General features: G+C 60.8%; 18 protein-coding genes. 14 read left to right on the plus strand and 4 right to left on the minus strand.

What is annotated here, in order from left to right; translation table 11 throughout:
• Nucleotides 1-35: 35 nt before the first annotated feature.
• Nucleotides 36-1,202: a pentaheme c-type cytochrome TorC gene (torC, locus tag AB5Y90_RS13630; RefSeq protein WP_005343495.1), complete on the minus strand. Its 1,167-nt coding sequence runs from the start codon at nucleotides 1,200-1,202 to the stop codon at nucleotides 36-38.
• Between the two features lie 145 nt (nucleotides 1,203-1,347).
• Here torC and torR point away from each other — a divergent pair, with 145 nt between their 5' ends.
• Complete coding sequence (gene torR, locus AB5Y90_RS13635) at nucleotides 1,348-2,061, plus strand: two-component system response regulator TorR (protein WP_368166990.1); 714 nt, start codon at nucleotides 1,348-1,350, stop codon at nucleotides 2,059-2,061.
• A 36-nt stretch (nucleotides 2,062-2,097) separates the two neighbouring features.
• On the opposite strand, the gene AB5Y90_RS13640 is transcribed toward torR, so the two are convergent.
• The gene (locus tag AB5Y90_RS13640) at nucleotides 2,098-2,502 is read right to left on the minus strand and encodes a GFA family protein (RefSeq protein WP_368166992.1); all 405 of its coding nucleotides are present in this window, start codon (nucleotides 2,500-2,502) and stop codon (nucleotides 2,098-2,100) included.
• Between the two features lie 37 nt (nucleotides 2,503-2,539).
• Nucleotides 2,540-3,586 (minus strand): TMAO reductase system periplasmic protein TorT, encoded by a 1,047-nt coding sequence (gene torT / locus AB5Y90_RS13645; protein ID WP_368166993.1) that lies wholly within the window; start codon nucleotides 3,584-3,586, stop codon nucleotides 2,540-2,542.
• 70 nt (nucleotides 3,587-3,656) lie between these two features.
• On the opposite strand from torT, the gene torS reads away from it, so the two are divergent.
• Entirely contained in the window at nucleotides 3,657-6,482 is a 2,826-nt protein-coding gene (torS, locus tag AB5Y90_RS13650) for a TMAO reductase system sensor histidine kinase/response regulator TorS (RefSeq protein WP_368166995.1), read from the plus strand.
• 48 nt (nucleotides 6,483-6,530) lie between these two features.
• Here torS and AB5Y90_RS13655 read toward each other — a convergent pair whose 3' ends face one another.
• The gene (locus AB5Y90_RS13655) at nucleotides 6,531-6,815 is read right to left on the minus strand and encodes a hypothetical protein (RefSeq protein WP_270820206.1); all 285 of its coding nucleotides are present in this window, start codon (nucleotides 6,813-6,815) and stop codon (nucleotides 6,531-6,533) included.
• Between the two features lie 324 nt (nucleotides 6,816-7,139).
• On the opposite strand from AB5Y90_RS13655, the gene glyA reads away from it, so the two are divergent.
• From glyA to AB5Y90_RS13715, 12 genes are all read left to right on the plus strand, one after another.
• A complete protein-coding gene (glyA, locus tag AB5Y90_RS13660; RefSeq protein ID WP_005338884.1) occupies nucleotides 7,140-8,393 on the plus strand; it encodes a serine hydroxymethyltransferase in 1,254 nt (417 codons plus the stop codon).
• A gap of 150 nt (nucleotides 8,394-8,543) precedes the next feature.
• Entirely contained in the window at nucleotides 8,544-8,993 is a 450-nt protein-coding gene (gene nrdR, locus AB5Y90_RS13665) for a transcriptional regulator NrdR (RefSeq protein WP_005338880.1), read from the plus strand.
• Between the two features lie 97 nt (nucleotides 8,994-9,090).
• Nucleotides 9,091-10,200, plus strand: a complete 1,110-nt coding sequence (ribD, locus tag AB5Y90_RS13670) for a bifunctional diaminohydroxyphosphoribosylaminopyrimidine deaminase/5-amino-6-(5-phosphoribosylamino)uracil reductase RibD (protein ID WP_368166996.1) — start codon at nucleotides 9,091-9,093, stop codon at nucleotides 10,198-10,200.
• Between the two features lie 55 nt (nucleotides 10,201-10,255).
• Nucleotides 10,256-10,909, plus strand: coding sequence for a riboflavin synthase (locus AB5Y90_RS13675; protein WP_033114137.1), 654 nt, complete (start codon nucleotides 10,256-10,258; stop codon nucleotides 10,907-10,909).
• Nucleotides 10,910-11,057: 148 nt separating this feature from the next.
• On the plus strand, nucleotides 11,058-12,167 hold the full coding sequence (gene ribBA / locus AB5Y90_RS13680; RefSeq protein ID WP_368166999.1) for a bifunctional 3,4-dihydroxy-2-butanone-4-phosphate synthase/GTP cyclohydrolase II: 1,110 nt from the start codon (nucleotides 11,058-11,060) through the stop codon (nucleotides 12,165-12,167).
• Nucleotides 12,168-12,443: 276 nt separating this feature from the next.
• The gene (gene ribE, locus AB5Y90_RS13685) at nucleotides 12,444-12,914 is read left to right on the plus strand and encodes a 6,7-dimethyl-8-ribityllumazine synthase (protein ID WP_005338866.1); all 471 of its coding nucleotides are present in this window, start codon (nucleotides 12,444-12,446) and stop codon (nucleotides 12,912-12,914) included.
• Nucleotides 12,915-12,928: 14 nt separating this feature from the next.
• Nucleotides 12,929-13,342: a transcription antitermination factor NusB gene (gene nusB, locus AB5Y90_RS13690; RefSeq protein WP_005343514.1), complete on the plus strand. Its 414-nt coding sequence runs from the start codon at nucleotides 12,929-12,931 to the stop codon at nucleotides 13,340-13,342.
• Between the two features lie 57 nt (nucleotides 13,343-13,399).
• A complete protein-coding gene (gene thiL, locus AB5Y90_RS13695; protein ID WP_368167000.1) occupies nucleotides 13,400-14,359 on the plus strand; it encodes a thiamine-phosphate kinase in 960 nt (319 codons plus the stop codon).
• Nucleotides 14,356-14,850 carry a phosphatidylglycerophosphatase A gene (locus tag AB5Y90_RS13700; RefSeq protein WP_005349509.1) on the plus strand — a complete coding sequence of 165 codons (495 nt, stop codon included), beginning with the start codon at nucleotides 14,356-14,358 and terminating at the stop codon, nucleotides 14,848-14,850. Before thiL ends, AB5Y90_RS13700 begins: the two co-directional genes overlap by 4 nt.
• 487 nt (nucleotides 14,851-15,337) lie before the next feature.
• The gene (locus AB5Y90_RS13705; protein ID WP_194496594.1) at nucleotides 15,338-17,062 is read left to right on the plus strand and encodes an ABC transporter ATP-binding protein; all 1,725 of its coding nucleotides are present in this window, start codon (nucleotides 15,338-15,340) and stop codon (nucleotides 17,060-17,062) included.
• Between the two features lie 70 nt (nucleotides 17,063-17,132).
• Nucleotides 17,133-18,689, plus strand: a complete 1,557-nt coding sequence (locus AB5Y90_RS13710; protein ID WP_042054176.1) for an ABC transporter substrate-binding protein — start codon at nucleotides 17,133-17,135, stop codon at nucleotides 18,687-18,689.
• 99 nt (nucleotides 18,690-18,788) lie between these two features.
• Complete coding sequence (locus tag AB5Y90_RS13715; protein ID WP_005349514.1) at nucleotides 18,789-19,763, plus strand: ABC transporter permease; 975 nt, start codon at nucleotides 18,789-18,791, stop codon at nucleotides 19,761-19,763.

Raw genomic sequence — 19,763 nt, forward strand, 5'->3', positions numbered from 1 at the left:
TATTCCTCTCTCGGATCCGGAACTCGAATCCGGAATTAGTGGCTGCCCTGACCACCGGTATCGGCGGCATGGTTCTGCAGGTATTTGAGCAGGGTGCGCTCCTCTTCCTTGCTCAGGCGATAGTAGGCAGACATTGCCTTGAGGCCCGAGATCCAGCCGTTGGCAGTGAAGTGAGCGGGATCCGGCGCGCCGTGGCAGGAGTTGCAGGTGGATTTGTACATCTCGCCGGCGTAATCCCAGATCGGCTTGAGCGAGGACTCAAAGCCTTTGCCATCGACCCAGGCCTGCACCTGAACCTGCTCCCACTTGATATGGGTGGCGCTGTCGGTCTCCTGCTTGAGCACTTTCTCGCTCGCTTTCAGTTCGTCACGGATGGTGGCGACGAAGACCCGCTTGCCCATGTATTCGCTCAGCACCCGGCCCTTGCCATCGCTCTCGCGCCACCCTTCGATGGTCACCTTGAGGCGATCGCCGCTGCGGTCCACCACGTCGATGCGGGAGGCGGGCAGCAGTTTGCCGACCGGGTCGGTGCTCTGTTCGCTGGCATAGAGATCTTTTTCACCCAGGTTGTAGAGGGTCTCGGCGGCTGGCGCCTCTTGCGCGTCGTTGACCAGGGTGGCGTAAGTGGCCCGGAAGCCCCCCGCCATGTTGGGCAGTTCGTGGGCGATGCCCTTGTGGCACTCGATGCAGTTCATGTTCTTCGCCGCCGCATCTTTCATCGCCAGCGCTGCCGCCGGGGACTGCTTGGCGTGATCCATGTTGTCGTAGCTGTGGCAGGACTTGCAGGTCTTGGAGTTCTGGCTGCTCATCCGTGCCCACACCTTCTCGGCCAGATGCAGGCGCCGGTCCTCGAACTTCTCCTGGGTGTCGATGCTGTGGCCTATGTACTCCTGATAGAGGTCGTTGGCCGCCTCCATCTTGCGGGCCACCTTGCCGACAAAGTCCTTCGGCTGGTGACAGTCGGTACAGACCGCCTGTACCCCTGAGGCATTCTTGAAGTGGATGGACTCCTTGTACTCCGGATAGACGGTGTCTTTCATGGAGTGGCAGGAGATACAGAATTCGAGGCTGCTGGTTTTCTCAAAGCCATAGTGCAGGCCGACGGTGCCCGCGAGGGTGACGCCGACGCCCACCAGAAGCAGCGCCAGTACCGACCAGCGACGGCTGGGGGTGCGCAGGAAGTGCCACAGTTTTTTCATCATGCTCTCTCACATCACTTTTTTGATGGGAGCCATGATAGGGAGGCGTTGTGAACAGGGCTGCCGCCACAAATTAATGAAATAGGGGTATTTATGACAAAATGTGAATAGAATAATCCTCCCTTGTCGACCATCGTGAATCCTGCCCATGAGCTACCACATTCTGGTTGTTGAAGATGATGCGGTTACCCGCGAGAAGCTGACCGGCTATTTCGAGCGGGAGGGCTATCGGGTGACGGCGGTCGAAAATGGCCAGGAGATGCGCGCCGTGCTGGCGGAGCAGACGGTCGATCTGGTGATGCTGGATATCAACCTGCCGGGGGAAGATGGTCTGCTGCTGACCCGTGAACTGCGGGCGCGCAGCACGGTGGGGATCATTCTGGTCACCGGCCGCAGTGATGCGGTAGACCGGATTGTCGGCCTCGAGATGGGGGCCGACGACTATGTCACCAAGCCATTCGAGCTACGGGAGTTGCTGGTGCGAGTCAAGAATCTGCTGTGGCGGATCTCGCTGGCGGCCGCCGCGCCGAGCGAGCCTGTGGTGGCTGACGATGCGGTGCGCTTTGGCCCCTGGCGTTTTGACATTCCCCGCCGCCAGCTCAGCAAGGACGGAGTGCCGGTGCGTCTGACCAAGGCCGAATATGAAGTGCTGGTGGCCTTTGTCGCCCATGCCGGGCGGGTGCTCAGCCGGGAGCGGATCCTGACCCTCATCAGCCATCGCGGCGATGGCCCGAGCGATCGCACCATAGACGTGTTGATCCGGCGGCTGCGCGGCAAGATGGAAGCGGATCCGCGGGATCCCCAGCTGTTTGTCACCGTCCATGGTGAAGGCTATCTGTTTGCCGGTGAGATAGCCTCCTGACCCCGTTGCGGTGGCTTTGACCTGTTTGACCGGGTATCAGATCGGCGGGCGGGTATCAAATTGCGGGCAGTCGTCGCCAATCTGGTGCCAGGGCGCCTTGGAACCGACAAAGATGTGAAACGTGGGTCGCTGGCTCGGCACATCGTCCAGTACCCCCAACCGCAGATTGATCTTGCCGCTGCTGCTCTTCTGGCTGAACAGGCTGGAGCCGCAGTGACGACAGAAGGCCAGTGTGGTCTCTGCCGATTTCCTGTAGCGGCCGATGGCCTCTTCTCCCTTCACAATGGTGACCTTGCTGCCATCCAGTCCGCCGACCGAGGCGTAATCTCCCCCTGAAAACTTGCGGCATTCGCTGCAGTGGCAGTTCCCCATATAGTCGAACTGATCCGGCAGGGTCAGGGTGACGGCGCCGCACAGGCAGCTGGCATGTAACTCTTTCATCTCTTCTCCTTGAGTGGGCTGATCGGATTTGGAACGGCTATTCGACCCGATAGACGGGGCGAAAAGCGCCATCCGAGAGGGAATCGGCGGGGTCGGCCAGCGGTGCAGATAGCGTCAGAATGGGTGGCCCCATCACCCGCGGGCACTGCTCGGCATTGGCATCAGAGTGTTGCAGCAGGCAGACCGCCTGAGCGACTGCAAGGCGCCCCTGCAGCCGCATCTGATCGCTGTTGGCGGCGAGGATCTTGCCCCGGCGCAGGCCCCGCTGTACCCCGTGGCTGAAGTAGGTGCTCAGCACCTGGGGTCTGTCGAGATGGCGCTGCGCCAGCTCGTTGACCGCCACTTCGGCGGCGATGGCGCCGCCCACCAGATAGTCGAGGTAGGGATAGCGGGCCAGCGTCTGCTGCACCAGCGTGCGCTGGATTTCCCGGCTGTTGTCGCCGCGCTCGGTGCTGACCAGCTTGATGGCGCTCCCCTTGATGGCGTCGGCAAAGCCCGGCTCTACGAAGTTGTTGCCGCCACTCGCCTGCGGGCCGGGGAAGAGGGCGACCGAGACCGGCTTGCTGCCGGCGGGGTGGCGCTGCGCCAGCCAGTGGCCAATCTGCCAGCCCATCTGGTACCAGGAGACTCCCACTTTGGCCTGCACCAGACCGCTGGGCAGATCGTTGACCAGCCCAAAGACCGGCAGCGGCGTGACCTTGATGGCCTCGCGCAAGCCCTGATAGCTCACCGCGCCGAGCAAGATGGCGTCGCTCCCTTCCTGCACGCAGCGCTGCAACTGCTGGCGCTGCTCGGCGAGGGCGCCATAGCCCCCCGCTTCGTGGATCTGCAACTTGACTCCCAGCCGCTTCGCTTCGTCCACCATGCCCTGATTGACCGAAAGCCAGTAGGCGTCGCGCAGATGGGGGTAGAGGGCACAGAGGGTCAGCGGTTTGGTTGCGGCGGCGGGTTCCTGCCACTGCTGGCGCAGCGGCTGGCCGCTGAATTCGCCGCCGGGCCAGATATCGACCGCAAAGGCGAGCGCGGCGCGGGGAAGCATTAGCAACCAGATCAGCAACAACGGGGAGAGATAGACGCTTCGCATGGTCAGGGGTTTTGTTAAAGTGTTGGGCCATATTATCCGGTCAAAGCCGACCACAACCAAGGGACTTCCCGTGAGAATCTTTTCCGGCTTGGGTGGCAAGTTGCTGCTGGCCTTCTCCCTGATGGCGTTGCTGACCCTGAGTGCCTCCCTGCTGGGCTGGGTGGGGCTTAGCCATCTGCGCCAGCTGGAGCAAGGGGTGCAGCAGACGTTGGCCGATCAGGAGCTGGCCCGCACGCTCTCTCGCCTCAGCGGCGAGATCCAGAGCGCGTCACGGCTGCTGGCCACCGCAACCAGCGAGCAGGAGCGGGAGCATCAGGGACGCCTGCTCACCCTGCAGGGGCAACAGCTGCAGCAGGTGTTGGCTCAACTCGGCCGTGGGCAGGGTTCAACAAGCCTCGATCAGCTCAGTCAGAGCATTATCGGCAATCTGGGCCAGCAGGGCTGGCTGGTGGGGGAGCGGTTGACCCTGATGGCACAGGGGGAGGCGCAGCGGGCCCGTCTGGTGGCGGCGGCTGGGCAGATCGCCGAGCTGGCGAGAAGCCAGATGGAGAACGCCGAAACCGTGATGGTGGCGGGGTTGGGTTCCCTCTACCAACAGCAAGGTGCGCAGGCGACCCGGACGCTGGACCGCCTGCTGGAGCAGGATCTCGACTGGCTGGAGCAGATGACCGAGCTGCGTCATCGTACCCTGATGCAGCAGCAGCGCATCGAGGAGATGTGGCGCAGCGAACGGCAGGAACAGTTGCAAACGCTATTGCAAGAGGGGCAGCGGGAGCTGGCCATCTTGCAACTGCGGGCCGGGGCAGTGACCGATCCTGCCCGCCGGCAGGCGGTGGAGCAGGCGCTGACCGTGCTGGCGCAAAGCGACAAGCTGGTGCAACTGCGCAGTGACTGGCTCGGCAAGGGGGAGGCGCTGCGGGTGCTGGCCAATGCCAACGAAGCCCTGATGAGCAGCCTCAACCAGCAGGTCGGTGAGCTGGTCAGCCGTGCCCGCGATTCACTGGGGCAGAGCCAGCAGGCGCTAAGCCAGCGTCTCAGACTGCTGGAGCAGGCGCTGATGGCCATTGGCCTGCTCACCCTGCTACTGCTGATGCTGTTGATGTGGCGCATGGTCTATGGCCGGATCGTCTGGCCGCTGCAACGGGCGGTGGCGGGGATGAGCCGGTTGGCGCGCGGGGATCTGGCCCCCCTTGAGCCGATCGCCAGCACCGGGCGCGATGAGCTGGCGGAGTTGGGGCGGGCCCTGCAGGTGTTTCGTGACAATGCGGTTGAGCTGGGCCGCTATCAGCGCGAGCTGGAGTCGCGGGTCGAGGAGCGTACTGGCCAGCTCAGCCACGCCAACGAGCGGCTCAATGAGGAGGTGGAGAAGCAGCGGCAGGCCCGCGCCGAGGCAGAACAGGCCAACCGCGCCAAGTCGGTGTTTCTCGCCACCATGAGCCACGAGATCCGCACCCCCATGAACGGCATTCTGGGGGGGCTGACACTGCTGGAAGATACCCATCTCAGCGATACCCAGCAGCGCTATCTGGCCGCCATCGAGCACAGCGGCGAATCCCTGCTGGAGATCCTCAACGACATTCTCGACTACTCCAAGATCGAGGCGGGCCATGTGGAGGCGCGCCGCGAGCCCTTCCCCCTGTTCCAGCTGGTGGATGAGCTCAGCGCGTTGTTTCGGCCAAAGGCGGCGGCCAAGGGAGTCACCCTGGCGCTGAAATATGCGCCCGGGCTGGCGCCTGTGGTCGAGGGGGATCTGGGCAAGCTGCGGCAGGTGCTCGGCAATTTGCTCGGCAATGCGGTCAAGTTTACCGCCCGTGGCCAGATTACCCTGACGGTGGCGCCCCTTGTCTGTCACGGCCCTTGCGCCGAGCCCTGCATCCGCTTCGTGGTGCGCGATACCGGCCCCGGCATTCCGGCCGATGAGCAGGAGGCGGTGTTCGAGGCGTTTCGCCAGCGCAAGCGTGATATAGGCCATCAGGGCGGCACCGGGCTGGGACTGGCGATCAGCCGCAAGCTGGTGACTGCCATGGGGGGCGAGCTTATCCTTGCCAGCGAACCGGGCAAGGGGTGTGAATTCAGCTTCAGTTTGCCGTTGCAGCGTTCGAGCGCCCAGTTGCCTGCCGAGGCGCAACCGCTGCACCTTGGCCAGTCCCGTGACATCCTGCTGGTGGAGGATAACGAGATCAACCGGTTGGTGGCGCACGGCATGCTGACCCGCCTCGGCCATCGCGTCACCCTGGCGGAGGATGGTCGCAGTGCGCTGGCGCTGGTGACCGAGCGCCCCTTCGAGCTGGCGCTACTCGATATCAATCTGCCCGATATGGACGGCATGAGCCTTCGTGAGGATCTGGCCGCCATCAGCGAGGAGATGCATGAGCGGTCGCTGCCCGCCATCGCCATCTCGGCCCAGATGTATCCGGAGGATATCCGCCACTGCCTTGCCGCCGGCTTTGTCGATTTTGTCGGCAAGCCGGTGCGGCTGGCGGTGCTGGCGAACGCCATAGATCAACTATTTCGGCAAGAAGGGGCCTCTATCGAGCCGCAGGTGCAGTTATCAGTAGCCGTGCCCCCAACTAACCACCCCGGGTGGGCCAATCCGGTGCTGGATGCCGATCTGCCCCTGCTCGGCATGGCGCGGATCCGCCAGCTGGTCGCGCTGTTTGAGTCGCAAGGGCGGGTGTTGGTAGATGAGTTGGCTCAGGATGAGGGAAGTGAGCAACGTCAGCTTGCGCACAAGCTCAAGGGGAGTGCGCTGGCGCTGGGGTTGACCGAATTTGCCAGCCATTGCGCGGCTCTTGAGGCGGGGGGCGGTGAGCCTGCGGCAATCGGGGCGCAATTTGACGCGGCGTTGAGCGGATTGCAGCAGTGGCTGGTGGCCAACAGGGATTCGCCGTTCTGATCCCTGCTGGCGATGTACAACGTTCAGAGGGGGCCAGCCCCTGCGCCGTTATTCGCTCTCGCGAAACAGCACCTGCTTGCACTTGGCACAGACCCATTCCCGGCGAAAATCGGTCAGGTGCACCATTCCCACCTCCAGCAACTCGTGGTGGCCGCAGTGATAACAGAAGATGATGTCGCCATCGACTGATTCTGGGTGGGCCGCCAGATATTCGGCTTTGGTGGGGAGCTGCTCCCACGAGGTGGTGGGGACATGTTTGCGTTGGCTGGTGTAGTAGACCCAGTAGAACAGAAAAAAGACAGCCAGGATCACGAATGTCAGCAGATGGTCCATCTTGAACTCCTCCGGTTAGGTGCAGCCCCTCGGATGCATGGCTGCAATCAGCTCCATCATCATTAAATTTGTTTCGAATGAATATGTTACAGGATGGGTAAAGAGGGCGTTGTGATCCCCTTCGGGTTTTGCCCGCCCGTAGCGGGATGAAAAATGTGCCATTTGGCTGAGCGGCCAGGGTATTGAACGGGGAGGGAATCTTGTTTTTTACAACATAAATTCAACATTTTTTTAGGTGGTTGGACTGTCTCTTTGATCCAGCTCACGTTACAATGCCCGCGCCCACTTCACCTAACGCGCAAACGATTTTCAGGAGAGAAACGGATGTTGAAACGTGACATGACCATCGCCAATTATGATCCGCAATTGTGGCAGGCCATCACAGACGAAACCCGTCGTCAGGAAGAGCATATCGAGCTGATTGCGTCTGAGAACTACACCAGCCCCCGTGTCATGGAAGCCCAGGGCTCCCAGCTGACCAACAAGTACGCCGAAGGTTACCCCTCCAAGCGTTACTACGGTGGTTGCGAGTATGTGGATGTGGTCGAAACCCTGGCCATCGAGCGCGCCAAAGAGCTGTTCGGTGCCACCTACGCCAACGTGCAGCCGCACTCCGGCTCCCAGGCCAACAGCGCCGTTTACATGGCTCTGCTGCAGCCGGGCGACACCGTACTGGGCATGAACCTGGCCCACGGCGGTCACCTGACCCACGGCTCTCCGGTCAACTTCTCCGGCAAGCTATACAACATCGTCCCTTACGGTATCGATGAGTCCGGCAAGATCGACTACGACGACATGGAGCGTCAGGCTGTCGAGCACAAGCCGAAGATGATGATCGGTGGCTTCTCCGCCTACTCCGGTATCGTTGACTGGGCCCGCATGCGCGAAATCGCCGACAAGGTCGGTGCCTACCTGTTCGTCGACATGGCTCACGTGGCTGGTCTGATTGCCGCTGGCGTCTACCCGAACCCGGTTCCCCACGCTCACGTGGTCACCTCCACCACCCACAAGACCCTGGCCGGTCCGCGCGGTGGTCTGATCCTCTCCGCCGCTGACGACGAGGAGCTCTACAAGAAGCTCAACTCTGCCGTCTTCCCGGGTGGTCAGGGTGGCCCGCTGATGCACGTCATCGCCGGTAAAGCCGTTGCCTTCAAAGAGGCGCTGGAGCCGGAGTTCAAGACCTATCAGGCTCAGGTCGTGAAAAACGCCAAGGCGATGGCTGCGACCTTTATCGAGCGCGGTTACAAGATCGTTTCCGGCGGTACCGACAACCATCTGATGCTGGTTGACCTGATCGGCCGCGAGCTGACCGGTAAGGATGCTGACGCTGCGTTGGGCAAAGCCAACATCACCGTCAACAAGAACTCCGTGCCCAACGATCCGCGCTCCCCGTTCGTCACCTCCGGTGTACGGATTGGTACCCCGGCCATCACCCGCCGTGGTTTCAAGGAAGCCGAGTCCATCGAGCTGACCCACTGGATCTGCGACGTACTGGACAACCACGACAACGATGCCGTGCTGGCCACCGTACGCGAGAAGGTGCTGGATATCTGCCGCCGCTTCCCGGTTTATGGCTGATAAGTCAGACCGTCCGGTTTGAGACCAATGCCACCTGCGGGTGGCATTGTTTTTTCTGGCTTTTACCGGTTTTGGATGGCCGTGCTACACTGGCCGACCTAGATCCTGGCCCGCCGGGCCGGTCCCTGTTCCATTAACGCCGGAGGTCCGATGCATTGCCCATTCTGTAGTGCGGTTGATACCAAGGTGATCGATTCCCGTCTGGTGGCAGAAGGCCATCAGGTGCGCCGCCGTCGTGAGTGTCTGCTCTGTCACGAGCGTTTTACCACCTTCGAGATGGCCGAGCTGGTGATGCCCCGCGTCATCAAGTCCAACGGCTCCCGCGAGCCGTTCAACGAAGACAAGCTGCGCGCCGGCATCCTGCGGGCGCTGGAGAAGCGGCCGGTGAGCATGGAGGCCATCGAAAAAGCGGTCAACCATATCAAATCCCGCCTGCGTGCCACCGGCGAGCGCGAAGTCGCCTCCGAGCTGGTGGGCAATCTGGTGATGGATGAGCTCAAGAGTCTGGACAAGGTGGCCTATATCCGCTTTGCCTCCGTCTATCGCAGCTTCGAAGATATTCGCGAGTTCGGCGAAGAGATTGCCAAGCTGGAGAAGTAAACCGCCATTCTCACCCATGTTGCCGCGTCCGATTACGCTGCGCTAATCGAACCTACGATACTGCGTAAAGTCGAGATGTGTTGTCAAAGGAGCCCGGATGTTTAGTCAAGATGATTACCAATGGATGAGTCGGGCCCTCGAGCTGGCCCGCCGCGGCCGTTACAGCACGGCCCCCAACCCCTGCGTCGGCGCCGTGCTGGTCAAGGATGGCGTGGTGGTTGGCGAAGGATGGCATCAGAAGGCGGGCGAGCCCCATGCCGAGGTCTACGCCCTGCGTGCCGCCGGTGACAACGCCCGTGGCGCCACCGCCTATGTGACCCTCGAACCCTGCTCCCACCACGGTCGTACACCCCCCTGCGCCGAAGCGCTGATCAACGCCGGCGTGGCCAGGGTGGTGGCGGCCATGGTCGATCCCAATCCCCAGGTAGGCGGACGCGGCCTGCGGATGCTCTCCGAAGCGGGCATCAAGACCGATTTCGGCCTGCTGGCGAGCGAAGCGGAAGCGCTCAACCCGGGCTTTTTCAAACGGATGCGTACCGCCTTCCCGCGAGTGACCGTCAAGCTGGGGGCCAGTCTCGATGGCCGTACCGCCATGGCGAGCGGCGAGAGCCAGTGGATCACCTCCCCGGATGCGCGCCGTGATGTGCAGCGACTGCGGGCCCGCCACGATGCGGTGCTCTCCAGCGCCGAAACCGTGCTGGCCGATGGCGCCTCCCTGACCGTGCGCTGGGACGAGCTGCCCCCCTCGGTCAAGGCGAGTTATCCCAAAGAGACCCTGCGCCAGCCGCTGCGAGTCATCGTCGATTCGCAAAACCGCCTCACTCCCGACTTGCCGCTGTTCCAGAGCGAGAGCCCGGTGTTGCTGGCCCGTCACAAGGCGTCCGGCGAGTGGCCCGCGTGGGTGCAGCAGCTGGAGCTGCCGCTGCTGGATGGCAAGCTGGATCTGGTCAGCCTCTTCATGCTGCTGGCCAAGCAGAACGTCAACTCGGTGCTGGTTGAGGCTGGCCCGCGGCTGTGCGGCGCTCTGCTGGAAAAAGGGCTGGTGGATGAGCTGGTGCTCTATCAGGCGCCCAAACTGATGGGCGACGAGGGGCGCGGCCTGTTCCATCTGCCCGGCCTGACCCGGCTGTTCCAGGCGCCCAAGCTCGCCATCAAGGATGTGCGCATGGTGGGGCCGGATATTCGCATTACCGCCAAAATAGCTTGATCTTTCAATGTTCAAGGGGGCATACGCTGCCCCCGTCATCAGCAAGGTGATCTGCATGTTTACCGGAATTATCGAAGCGGTGGGGACCCTGGCCGAACTGCGTCGTCAGGGGGAGGACATGGCCCTCACCGTCCACGCCCCGGGCCTGGATTTTAGCGACGTCAAGCTGGGCGACTCCATCGCAACCAACGGAGTCTGCCTCACCGTGGTGGCGCTGGGCGACAAGAGCTATACCGCCGATGTGTCGCTGGAAACTCTCTCCCGTACCGGCTTTGCCGCCGCCAGAGTGGGCGATCGGGTCAACCTCGAGAAGGCGCTGATGCCCACCTCCCGTCTCGGCGGCCATCTGGTCTCCGGCCATGTGGACGGGGTAGGGGAAGTGAAAAGCGTCTCCAGCAGCGGCCGCGCCATCGAGTACTGGATCAAGGCGCCGGGCGAGCTCTCCCGCTACATCGCCGAGAAAGGTTCCATTGCGGTGGATGGCATCAGCCTCACGGTCAACGCGGTACAGGGCGACCTGTTTCGCCTGACCATCGTGCCCCACACCGCGCAGGAGACCACCATCGCCAGCTGGAAGCCGGGTCACAAGGTCAACCTCGAGGTGGATCAGATCGCCCGCTATCTGGAGCGGCTGATGATGGGCAAGAGTCAGGAGAGCAGCGCCTCCACCCTGACTCTGGACAAGCTGGCCAAGGCCGGTTTTCTCTGATGGTCGGGGTGTTGGCCCCGACCAAAACGATTTTCTGTGATCCCGCTCCGATTGAAATGGGGCCATGCGCCCCAATCTAGAGCAACATACACTCGCATTTGCGTTGAGCCTGCGGGCTCAACCCCCAAGCACACTGATGGAGTAGCCCATGGCGCTGAGCACAACCCAGGAAATCATTGCCGACATCAAGGCTGGCAAGATGGTGATCCTGATGGATGACGAAGACAGGGAGAACGAAGGGGACCTCATCATGGCCGCCTCCTGCGTCCGTCCGGAGGATATCAACTTCATGGCCCGCTACGGCCGTGGCCTCATCTGCCTGACCCTGACCCGGGATCGCTGCAAGCAATTGGCGCTGCCGCTGATGGTGGATCGCAACAATGCCCAGTTCTCCACCGCCTTCACCGTCTCCATCGAGGCGGCAGAAGGGGTGACCACAGGTATCTCCGCCGCCGATCGTGCGGTGACCGTGCAGGCGGCTGTGGCGCCCAATGCCAAGGCTGCCGATCTGGTGCAGCCGGGCCACATCTTCCCGCTGATGGCGCAGGATGGCGGCGTGCTGACCCGTGCCGGCCACACCGAAGCCGGTTGCGATCTGGCCCGTCTGGCCGGTTTCGAGCCTGCCGCCGTCATCGTCGAGATCCTCAACGAGGATGGCACTATGGCGCGCCGTCCTGACCTGGAGATCTTCGCCGAGGAGCACGGCATCAAGCTTGGTACCATCGCCGACCTGATCGAGTACCGCAACCAGCACGAGACCACGGTCGAGAAGGTGGCCGAGTGCAAGTTGCCCACCGAGTTTGGCGAGTTCGACCTCATCACCTTCCGCGATACCATCGACAATCAGGTTCACTTCGCCCTGAAAAAGGGTGAGGTGCTGGCCGACCAGCCGACCCTGGTGCGCGTCCATCTGCACGATGTGCTGAGCGATCTGCTGCTGACCGACCGCCACGCCGCCCGCAGCTGGCCGCTGCCCAAATCCATGGCCCGCATCGCTGACGAAGGCGGGGTGCTGGTGATTTTGGGGGCGGAATCCCACGGCGCCGAGCTGCTGGCCCGGGTCAAGGGTTTTGAAGCCGCCGACAAGGGACTGGCACCGGAAGGAGCCAAGTGGCAGGGCACCTCGCGCCGGGTTGGCGTGGGCTCCCAGATCCTCAAGGCGCTCGGCGTGAGCAAGATGCGTCTGCTGAGCTCGCCGAAGAAGTACCATGCCCTCGGTGGTTTCGGTCTGGAAGTGGTTGAGTACGTCGGCGAGTAAAGCTCCACCAGAGAAGTACCATCCCCTTCCGGGTGGTGTCGGTCTGGAAGTGGTTGAGTACGTAGGCGAGTAATGTACTACCAGAGAAGTACCATCTCCTTCCGGGCGGTTTCGGTCTGGAAGTCGTGGAATTTACCGGCGAGTTAGCGCGTCGGACTGGTTAAATCGCGATCATGGCCGTCTATTGCGGCCATGGTTTTTGTCGTGGGTCTGTTGTGCTAGAATGTGCGCACTTTTGACTCCGGCCCTTTTGATTGCACAGATACAGGATTTCCAATGAAGGTTATCGAAGGAAATATCGCCGCTCCTGAGGCGCGCGTTGCTATTGTTGTTGCCCGTTTCAACAGCTTCATCAACGACAGTCTGGTGAACGGCGCGGTGGACGTACTGAAGCGTCAAGGTCAAGTGCAGGACAGCAACCTGACACTGGTAAAAGTGCCGGGCGCGGTTGAAATGCCATTGGTCATCAAGAAGCTGGCCAAGAGTGGTCAATACGACGCCATCGTGGCGGTCGGTACTGTCATCCGTGGCGGCACCTACCACTTCGACCTGGTGGCAAACGAGAACAGCAAGGGCATGGCCCAGGTAATGATGGAATATGAAATTCCCGTTGCCTTCGGTGTGCTGACCACTGAAAACATTGAACAAGCCATCGAGCGTGCAGGTACCAAGGCGGGTAACAAGGGTGCAGAGGCTGCACTGGCAGCGCTCGAAATGATCAACGTCCTGAAAGAACTGGACGTGTAACGAGGAGAAGTACATTGAAACCGTCTGAGCGCCGTAAAGCCCGCCATTGCGCCACCCAGGCCATCTACCAGTGGCAGATGACCAAGGCTAACGTGGGTGACATCGAAGAGCAGTTCAAGATCGATCAGGACACCAAGGGTGTAGACCTGAACTATTTCCGCGATCTGCTGTTCGGGGTAGCCCTCCACTGCAGCGAGCTGGACAAGGTGTTTGCACCTTTCCTCTCCCGTCCGCTGGAAGAAGTGGACATGGTGGACAAGGCGATCCTGCGTCTGGCGACCTACGAGCTGACCCGTCGTGATGATGTACCGCCGCGCGTGGTCATCAACGAAGCGATCGAGCTGGCCAAAGCTTTTGCTGCCGATGACAGCCACAAGTTTGTCAACGGTGTACTGGACAAGGTGATCAAGTCGCTGAACAAGCGTTGATCCTGCTGTCCGTCAGCATCTAAGAGAGGAGCCAGCTTATTGCTGGCTTTTTACTGTATGGGTGAATTTGAGCTGATTGATAAGTACTTCAAGGTCCCCCACGCCCGCAAGGACGTGGTGATGGGCCCTGGAGATGACTGTGCCCTGCTGACCCTGCCCCCCGATACCCAGCTGGCGGTGAGCACCGACACTCTGGTGAGCGGCGTACACTTCTTTCCCGACATGGATCCGGTGGATCTCGGCTACAAGGCGCTGGCGGTCAATCTCTCCGATCTCGCCGCCATGGGGGCCGAGCCGCGCTGGGTGTCGCTGGCGCTGACTCTGCCTGCCATCAACGAAGGTTGGGTCGCCGGGTTTGCCGAAGGGTTTCTGGAGCTGGCCGAGTACTACAATGTTGCGCTGGTGGGCGGAGACATGACCCGCGGGCCGCTCTCCATCACCATCTCGGTGAAGGGGGCGGTGCCTGCCGGACGCGCCCTGATGCGCAGCGGTGCCAAAGCCGGTGACGGCATCTATGTGACCGGCACTCTGGGGGATGCCGCGCTGGCGCTCTCCCACCTGCTGGGCAAACGCACCCTCAACGAGAACCAGCTGGCAGCTGTGCTGCCACGGCTCGACCATCCCCATCCCCGCATTCTGGCCGGTCAGGCGCTGCGCGGGTTGGCGGGCAGTGCGCTGGATCTCTCCGACGGTCTGGCATCGGATCTCGGCCATATCCTCAAGGCCTCCGGCGTGCGGGCCCAGATCGATCTCGATCTGCTGCCGCTCTCTCCGGTGTTGCAGGATGCGGTGAGCGAGCAGGAGGCGTGGCAACTGGCGCTGGCCGGTGGCGATGACTACGAGCTCTGTTTTACCGTACCGGAGGAGCACCGCGGCGCGCTCGATACGGCGCTGGCCCACAGCGGGGTCAAGTTCAGCCGCATTGGCCGCATTGTGGCGGGCGAGCCGGGCATCGACTACCTGCGTGGCGACCAGTCGGTCGAGTTGCAACTGAAAGGGTGGGATCACTTCGCATGAGTTTGTTCAGGATAAAGCCCGAGCTGACACGACTGGATCTGAAAAATCCGCTTCACTTTTTGGCGGTGGGGTTTGGTTCCGGTCTCAGCCCCAAAGCGCCAGGCACCATGGGCACCCTGGCGGCCATTCCGCTCTACCTGCTGGTGAGCGGGCTGCCGACCCACTGGTTTATCGCCTTGCTGGCGGTGGGGTTTGTGGTCGGTATTCGTATCTGTCAGAGCGCCACCGATGCCATCGGTATGCCGGATCACGGCGCCATCGTCTGGGATGAGGTGATCGGGTTTGGCGTCACCATGATCGCCGCGCCAGCCGGTTGGGAGTGGGTGGTGGCGGGCTTCGCGCTGTTCCGGTTGTTTGATGTGCTCAAGCCCTGGCCCATCTCCTGGTTTGATCGCCGGATCCACGGTGGTTTGGGTATCATGCTGGACGATCTTATCGCCGGCCTGTTTGCCCTGTTTTGTATGCAATTACTGGCATTCTGGCTCGGTTAAGAGCCACCTTCCGGGGGATGACCGTTCTGGCATTCCCCGATTTATATCTGCTTAATTTTCATTCATCGGCATATGCTGCCGTTTATCATCCATTTCACATAAATATTCACTACTCATTCGGGGCTGGTGATTGTTTTGGAAATAGTGATAAATGCTGCTTGTTGCGTTGTTGTTGAAATTAAAGTAATGATACCAATAGATGTACGGACGCACCGGCCATTTGTGTGATGAAAATCATCATTTATCTCTGCTGAATTGGTGGTTATCTGCACAAAACATTGCGGAATTGTATAACTCAATCATTTACACCCGTGGTCAAACCGTCTAAGTTACTCGCGGGTTATTCCAAAAAAATGCAAAAAACCCGCCCGGATCGCTGGTTTCGCTGCCTCATGGATTGAGCAAATATTGCCCAAGGTAACAACCGGCATCTGCGGCTGATTTACGGACGAATTATTTGGGACGGATGTCCCCCGCAGAGGTAAACATGTCCTTGCTCGAAGTAAAGAACTTGCGGATCGAGTACCCCTCCCGCTACGGGGTGCTGGCCGCGGTGAAGGATCTCTCTTTCTCTATCGAAAAGGGTGAGATTGTCGGGGTGGTCGGTGAATCCGGCGCCGGCAAGTCCACCATCGGCAACGCCGTTATCGATCTCCTGAGCCCGCCGGGTCGCATCGCCCGTGGCGATATCTATCTCAATGGCGAGCTCATCTCCGGCAAGAGCCAGAACGAGATGCGGGCCATCCGTGGCTCCCGTATCGGGTTCATCTTCCAGGACCCCATGACCTCCCTCAACCCGCTGTTCACCGTTGAGCATCAGCTGGTGGAGACCATTCTGGCCAATACCGACCTCTCTCGCGAAGCCGCTTTTGCCAAGGCATTGGAGCTGATGGGGGCTGTGGGTATTCCGCAGCCGGAGCTGCGCATCAAGCAGTATCCACACCAGTTTTCCGGTGGCATGCGTCAGCGGGTGGTTATCGCCATTGCGCTCTCCTGCGATCCGGAGCTGATCATCGCCGATGAGCCGACCACGGCGCTCGACGTCTCCATTCAGGATCAGATCCTCCAGCTTATCCGCGCCCTATGCAAAGAGCGTCAGGTGGGCTGCATGCTGGTGACCCACGACATGGGCGTGGTCTCCAACGTTACCGACAAGGTGGCAGTGATGTATCGCGGCGATCTGGTGGAGTTCGGCCTGACCGAACAGGTGCTGGGCAGCCCCAATCACCCCTATACCCGCAGCCTCATCTCGGCGGTACCCCGCTCCGATGTGAAGCTGGTGCGTTTCCCGCTGGTCTCCTATATCGAGGATGCCAGTGCGCCGGATACCAATATTGACCTCAAGACCCACTGGCTCGGCCAGAGTCAGGACGAGCGAGCCTATGAAGGGGCGCTGCTGCGGGTGGAGAACGTCGATCTGAAGTTCGTCACCAAGGACTCCATCTTCCCGAGCCGCCGCCAGTATGTACGCGCCTGCAACAACATCAGCTTCGAGATCTTCGAAGGGGAGACCTTCGGTCTGGTGGGGGAGTCGGGCTCCGGTAAATCGACCATTGCCCGCGCCATCACCGGTCTCTATCCGCCTGATACCGGCAAAATCTTCTTTGAGGGGATCGATCTCACCGCCCTCAAGAGCGAGCGCGAGCGTCGCCCGCTGCGTCGCCAGATGCAGATGGTGTTTCAGAACCCCTATTCCTCGATGAACCCGCGGATGAAGGTGTGCGACATCATTGCCGAGCCGATCCGCTTCCATCAGCTGGCGAGCAGCGAGAGCCAGATTGAGGGGATTGTCGGCGATCTGCTGGATCACGTGGGTCTCGGTCGTGGTGCCGGGGTCAAGTATCCCCACGAGTTCTCCGGCGGTCAGCGCCAGCGCATCTCCATTGCACGCGCCCTGGCCACTCGCCCGCGCTTCCTCATCTGCGACGAGCCGACCTCGGCGCTGGATGTGTCGGTGCAGGCCCAGATCCTCAACCTGCTCAAGGATCTGCAGCAGGAGCTCAAGCTCACCATGCTGTTTATCAGCCACGATCTGCCGGTGATCCGCCAGATGTGCGACCGCATCGGGGTGATGCAGCACGGTCATCTGGTGGAGGTGGCCGAGACCGAGAAACTCTTTACCAATGCCGAGCATGAGTACAGCCGCAAGCTGATCTCCCTCATGCCGGAGTTCAAGGGAATGTCCCGCGAGGGGCTGGAAATCGCAAGCTAGGAGAGCGCCGGTGCGCCGGTCTGCTTGTCAAAAAAAGTGTCATAAGAAAGCCAAAAGCATGGAGAACAAGATGAAGAAAGGATTGTCCAAGATTGCCCTGGCGCTGTTTGCCGCCGGTTTCGCCTTCAGTGTCTCAGCCGCTGATATCAAGGTGGGTGTCGCTTCTGACGCCACTTCGCTGGATCCGCAGGAGCAGCTCTCCGGTCAGACCCTGGAGATGTCGCACCTGGTATTCGATCCCCTGATGCGTTACACCCAGGACCTGCAGTTCGAGCCCCGTCTGGCCGAGAAGTTCGAGCGTGTCGATGACAAGACCGTCCGTTTCCATCTGCGCAAAGGGGTCAAGTTCCACTCCGGTAACGACTTCACCGCAGACGATGTGGTGTGGACCGTCAACCGCCTGAAATCCTCCGTCGACTTCAAGGCGATCTTCGATCCCATCAGCGAAGTGAAGAAAGTCGATGACTACACCGTCGATCTGATTACCGCCAAGCCGTTCCCGCTGGTGCTGCAGACCGTCACCTACATCTTCCCGATGGACTCCAAGTTCTACACCGGCAAGACCGAAGCGGGCAAAGACAAGGCCGAGATCGTCAAAAACGGCGACTCCTATGCCTCTACCCACGTCTCCGGTACTGGCCCGTTCACCGTCAAGTTCCGCGAGCAGGGTGTGAAGCTGGATTATGCCCGCAACGCCAACTACTGGGACAAGGCCTCCAAGGGTAACGTTGAGAACCTGACCGTGGTGCCGATCAAGGAAGATGCGACCCGTGTTGCAGCCCTGCTGGGTGGCGACGTGGACATGATCTATCCGGTTGCGCCGAACGATCTGGAGCGCGTGAAGAATGGCAAGGACTCCCAGCTGGTCACCCTGTCCGGTACCCGCGCCATCATCATCGAGCTGAACCAGAACACCAACCCGGCACTGAAAGACAAGCGTGTGCGTCAGGCGATCAACTACGCCATCAACCAGGTGGGCATTGTCGAGAAGATCAACAAGGGCTTCGGTACCCCTGCTGGTCAGCTGAGCCCGAAAGGCTATGCCGGTCACAACGAGGCGCTGGTGCCCCAGTATGATCTGGCCAAGGCCAAGGAGCTGATGAAAGAGGCGGGTTACGAGAAAGGCTTCAAGATGACCTTCATCTCCCCGGCTGCCCGCTACGTCAACGATGTCAAGATTGCCCAGGCTGTCTCCGCCATGCTGGCCAAGATCAACATCAAGGTGGATCTGAAGACCATGCCGGTGGCCCAGTACTGGCCTGAGTTTGACAAGTGCGCCGCCGACATGCAGCTGATCGGCTGGCACTCCGACACCGAAGATACCGCGAACTTCTTCGAGTTCCTGACCTTCACCAAGGACGCCAAGACCGGTATGGGTCAGTACAACTGCGCCGGTTACGCCAACGCCGAAGCTGACAAGCTGGTGATGGATGCCAACGCCGAGACCGATCCGGCCAAGCGTGCCGAGATGCTGAAGAAGGTCGAAGCCATGCTGATCGAAGATGCTGCCTACGTGCCGTTGCACTGGGAAGATCTGGCCTATGGCGCCAAGAAGAACGTCGACATCAAGCCGGTGGTCAACGTGATGAACTTCCCTTACCTGGGTGACCTGGTGGTCAGCAAGTAAGAGAACGTCGCAAGGAAGGACGGGGCGGGGTGGTCAGCTGGCCACTCCGCCCACTAACAGAAGCCTGTGCCACGACACAGGCCACGTAGAAGGACAAGCATGTTTACATTCCTGCTGAAACGGTTCTATCAGGCCGTGATAGTGATGTTCGTCATCAGCCTGGTCGCCTTCTCCATCCAGGACAACCTGGGTGACCCGTTGCGCGAGCTGGTGGGACAATCCGTCTCCGAAGCCCAGCGTCACGAGTTGCGCGAGAAGATGGGCCTTAACGATCCCTTCCTCATCAAATACAGCCGCTTTCTGAAAAATGCGGTGCATGGGGATTTGGGCACCTCCTATTTCTTCAAGCGACCCGCTCTCGAGGTGATCCTCGACAAGCTGGTGGCTACCCTTGAGCTGGTGTTTGCCGCCGCGCTCATCATCGTGGTGGTCTCCATTCCACTCGGTGTCTATTCGGCGATCCGCCCGCGCAGCATTCCCACCAAGATCATCATGGCGGGGAGCAGTATCGGTATCTCGATCCCGGTATTCTTGACCGCCATCATGCTGATGTACCTCTTCTCCATCCAGCTGGGCTGGCTGCCGGCCTATGGCCGCGGCGAGACCCGTAACCTGCTGGGCTGGGAGTCGGGCTTCTTCACCTGGGACGGTATCCTGCACCTGATCCTGCCCGCGGTGTCGCTCTCTTCCATCATGTTGCCGCTGTTTATCCGGTTGGTGCGCTCCGAGATGCTGGAGCAGCTCTCCTCCGAATACGTCAAGTTCGCCCGCGCCAAAGGGCTGGATAACAACAAGGTCTACTATCAGCACGCTCTGAAGAACACCATGCTGCCGGTCATTACCGTCGGTGGGGTGCAGATCGGCACCATGGTGGCCTACACCATCCTGACCGAGAGTGTGTTCCAGTGGCCGGGCACCGGCTTCCTGTTTCTTGAAGCGATCCACCGGGTCGATACGCCCCTCATCACCGCCTACGTCATCTTCGTGGGACTGATCTTCGTGGTGACCAATACCCTGGTCGACCTGCTCTACGGGTTGATTAACCCGACCGTTAACCTGACTGCCAAGGGGTAA

The organism is Aeromonas sp. R4-1 (genome assembly GCF_040908325.1).
GTDB classification, from domain to species: domain Bacteria; phylum Pseudomonadota; class Gammaproteobacteria; order Enterobacterales; family Aeromonadaceae; genus Aeromonas; species Aeromonas veronii.

Coding starts and splice junctions, on each gene's coding strand:
- torC (WP_005343495.1), bottom strand. CDS start 1,202: ATGATGAAAAAACTGTGGCACTTCCTGCGCACCCCCAGCCGTCGCTGG.
- torR (WP_368166990.1), top strand. CDS start 1,348: ATGAGCTACCACATTCTGGTTGTTGAAGATGATGCGGTTACCCGCGAG.
- AB5Y90_RS13640 (WP_368166992.1), bottom strand. CDS start 2,502: ATGAAAGAGTTACATGCCAGCTGCCTGTGCGGCGCCGTCACCCTGACC.
- torT (WP_368166993.1), bottom strand. CDS start 3,586: ATGCGAAGCGTCTATCTCTCCCCGTTGTTGCTGATCTGGTTGCTAATG.
- AB5Y90_RS13655 (WP_270820206.1), bottom strand. CDS start 6,815: ATGGACCATCTGCTGACATTCGTGATCCTGGCTGTCTTTTTTCTGTTC.
- glyA (WP_005338884.1), top strand. CDS start 7,140: ATGTTGAAACGTGACATGACCATCGCCAATTATGATCCGCAATTGTGG.
- nrdR (WP_005338880.1), top strand. CDS start 8,544: ATGCATTGCCCATTCTGTAGTGCGGTTGATACCAAGGTGATCGATTCC.
- ribD (WP_368166996.1), top strand. CDS start 9,091: ATGTTTAGTCAAGATGATTACCAATGGATGAGTCGGGCCCTCGAGCTG.
- AB5Y90_RS13675 (WP_033114137.1), top strand. CDS start 10,256: ATGTTTACCGGAATTATCGAAGCGGTGGGGACCCTGGCCGAACTGCGT.
- ribBA (WP_368166999.1), top strand. CDS start 11,058: ATGGCGCTGAGCACAACCCAGGAAATCATTGCCGACATCAAGGCTGGC.
- ribE (WP_005338866.1), top strand. CDS start 12,444: ATGAAGGTTATCGAAGGAAATATCGCCGCTCCTGAGGCGCGCGTTGCT.
- thiL (WP_368167000.1), top strand. CDS start 13,400: ATGGGTGAATTTGAGCTGATTGATAAGTACTTCAAGGTCCCCCACGCC.
- AB5Y90_RS13700 (WP_005349509.1), top strand. CDS start 14,356: ATGAGTTTGTTCAGGATAAAGCCCGAGCTGACACGACTGGATCTGAAA.
- AB5Y90_RS13705 (WP_194496594.1), top strand. CDS start 15,338: ATGTCCTTGCTCGAAGTAAAGAACTTGCGGATCGAGTACCCCTCCCGC.
- AB5Y90_RS13710 (WP_042054176.1), top strand. CDS start 17,133: ATGAAGAAAGGATTGTCCAAGATTGCCCTGGCGCTGTTTGCCGCCGGT.
- AB5Y90_RS13715 (WP_005349514.1), top strand. CDS start 18,789: ATGTTTACATTCCTGCTGAAACGGTTCTATCAGGCCGTGATAGTGATG.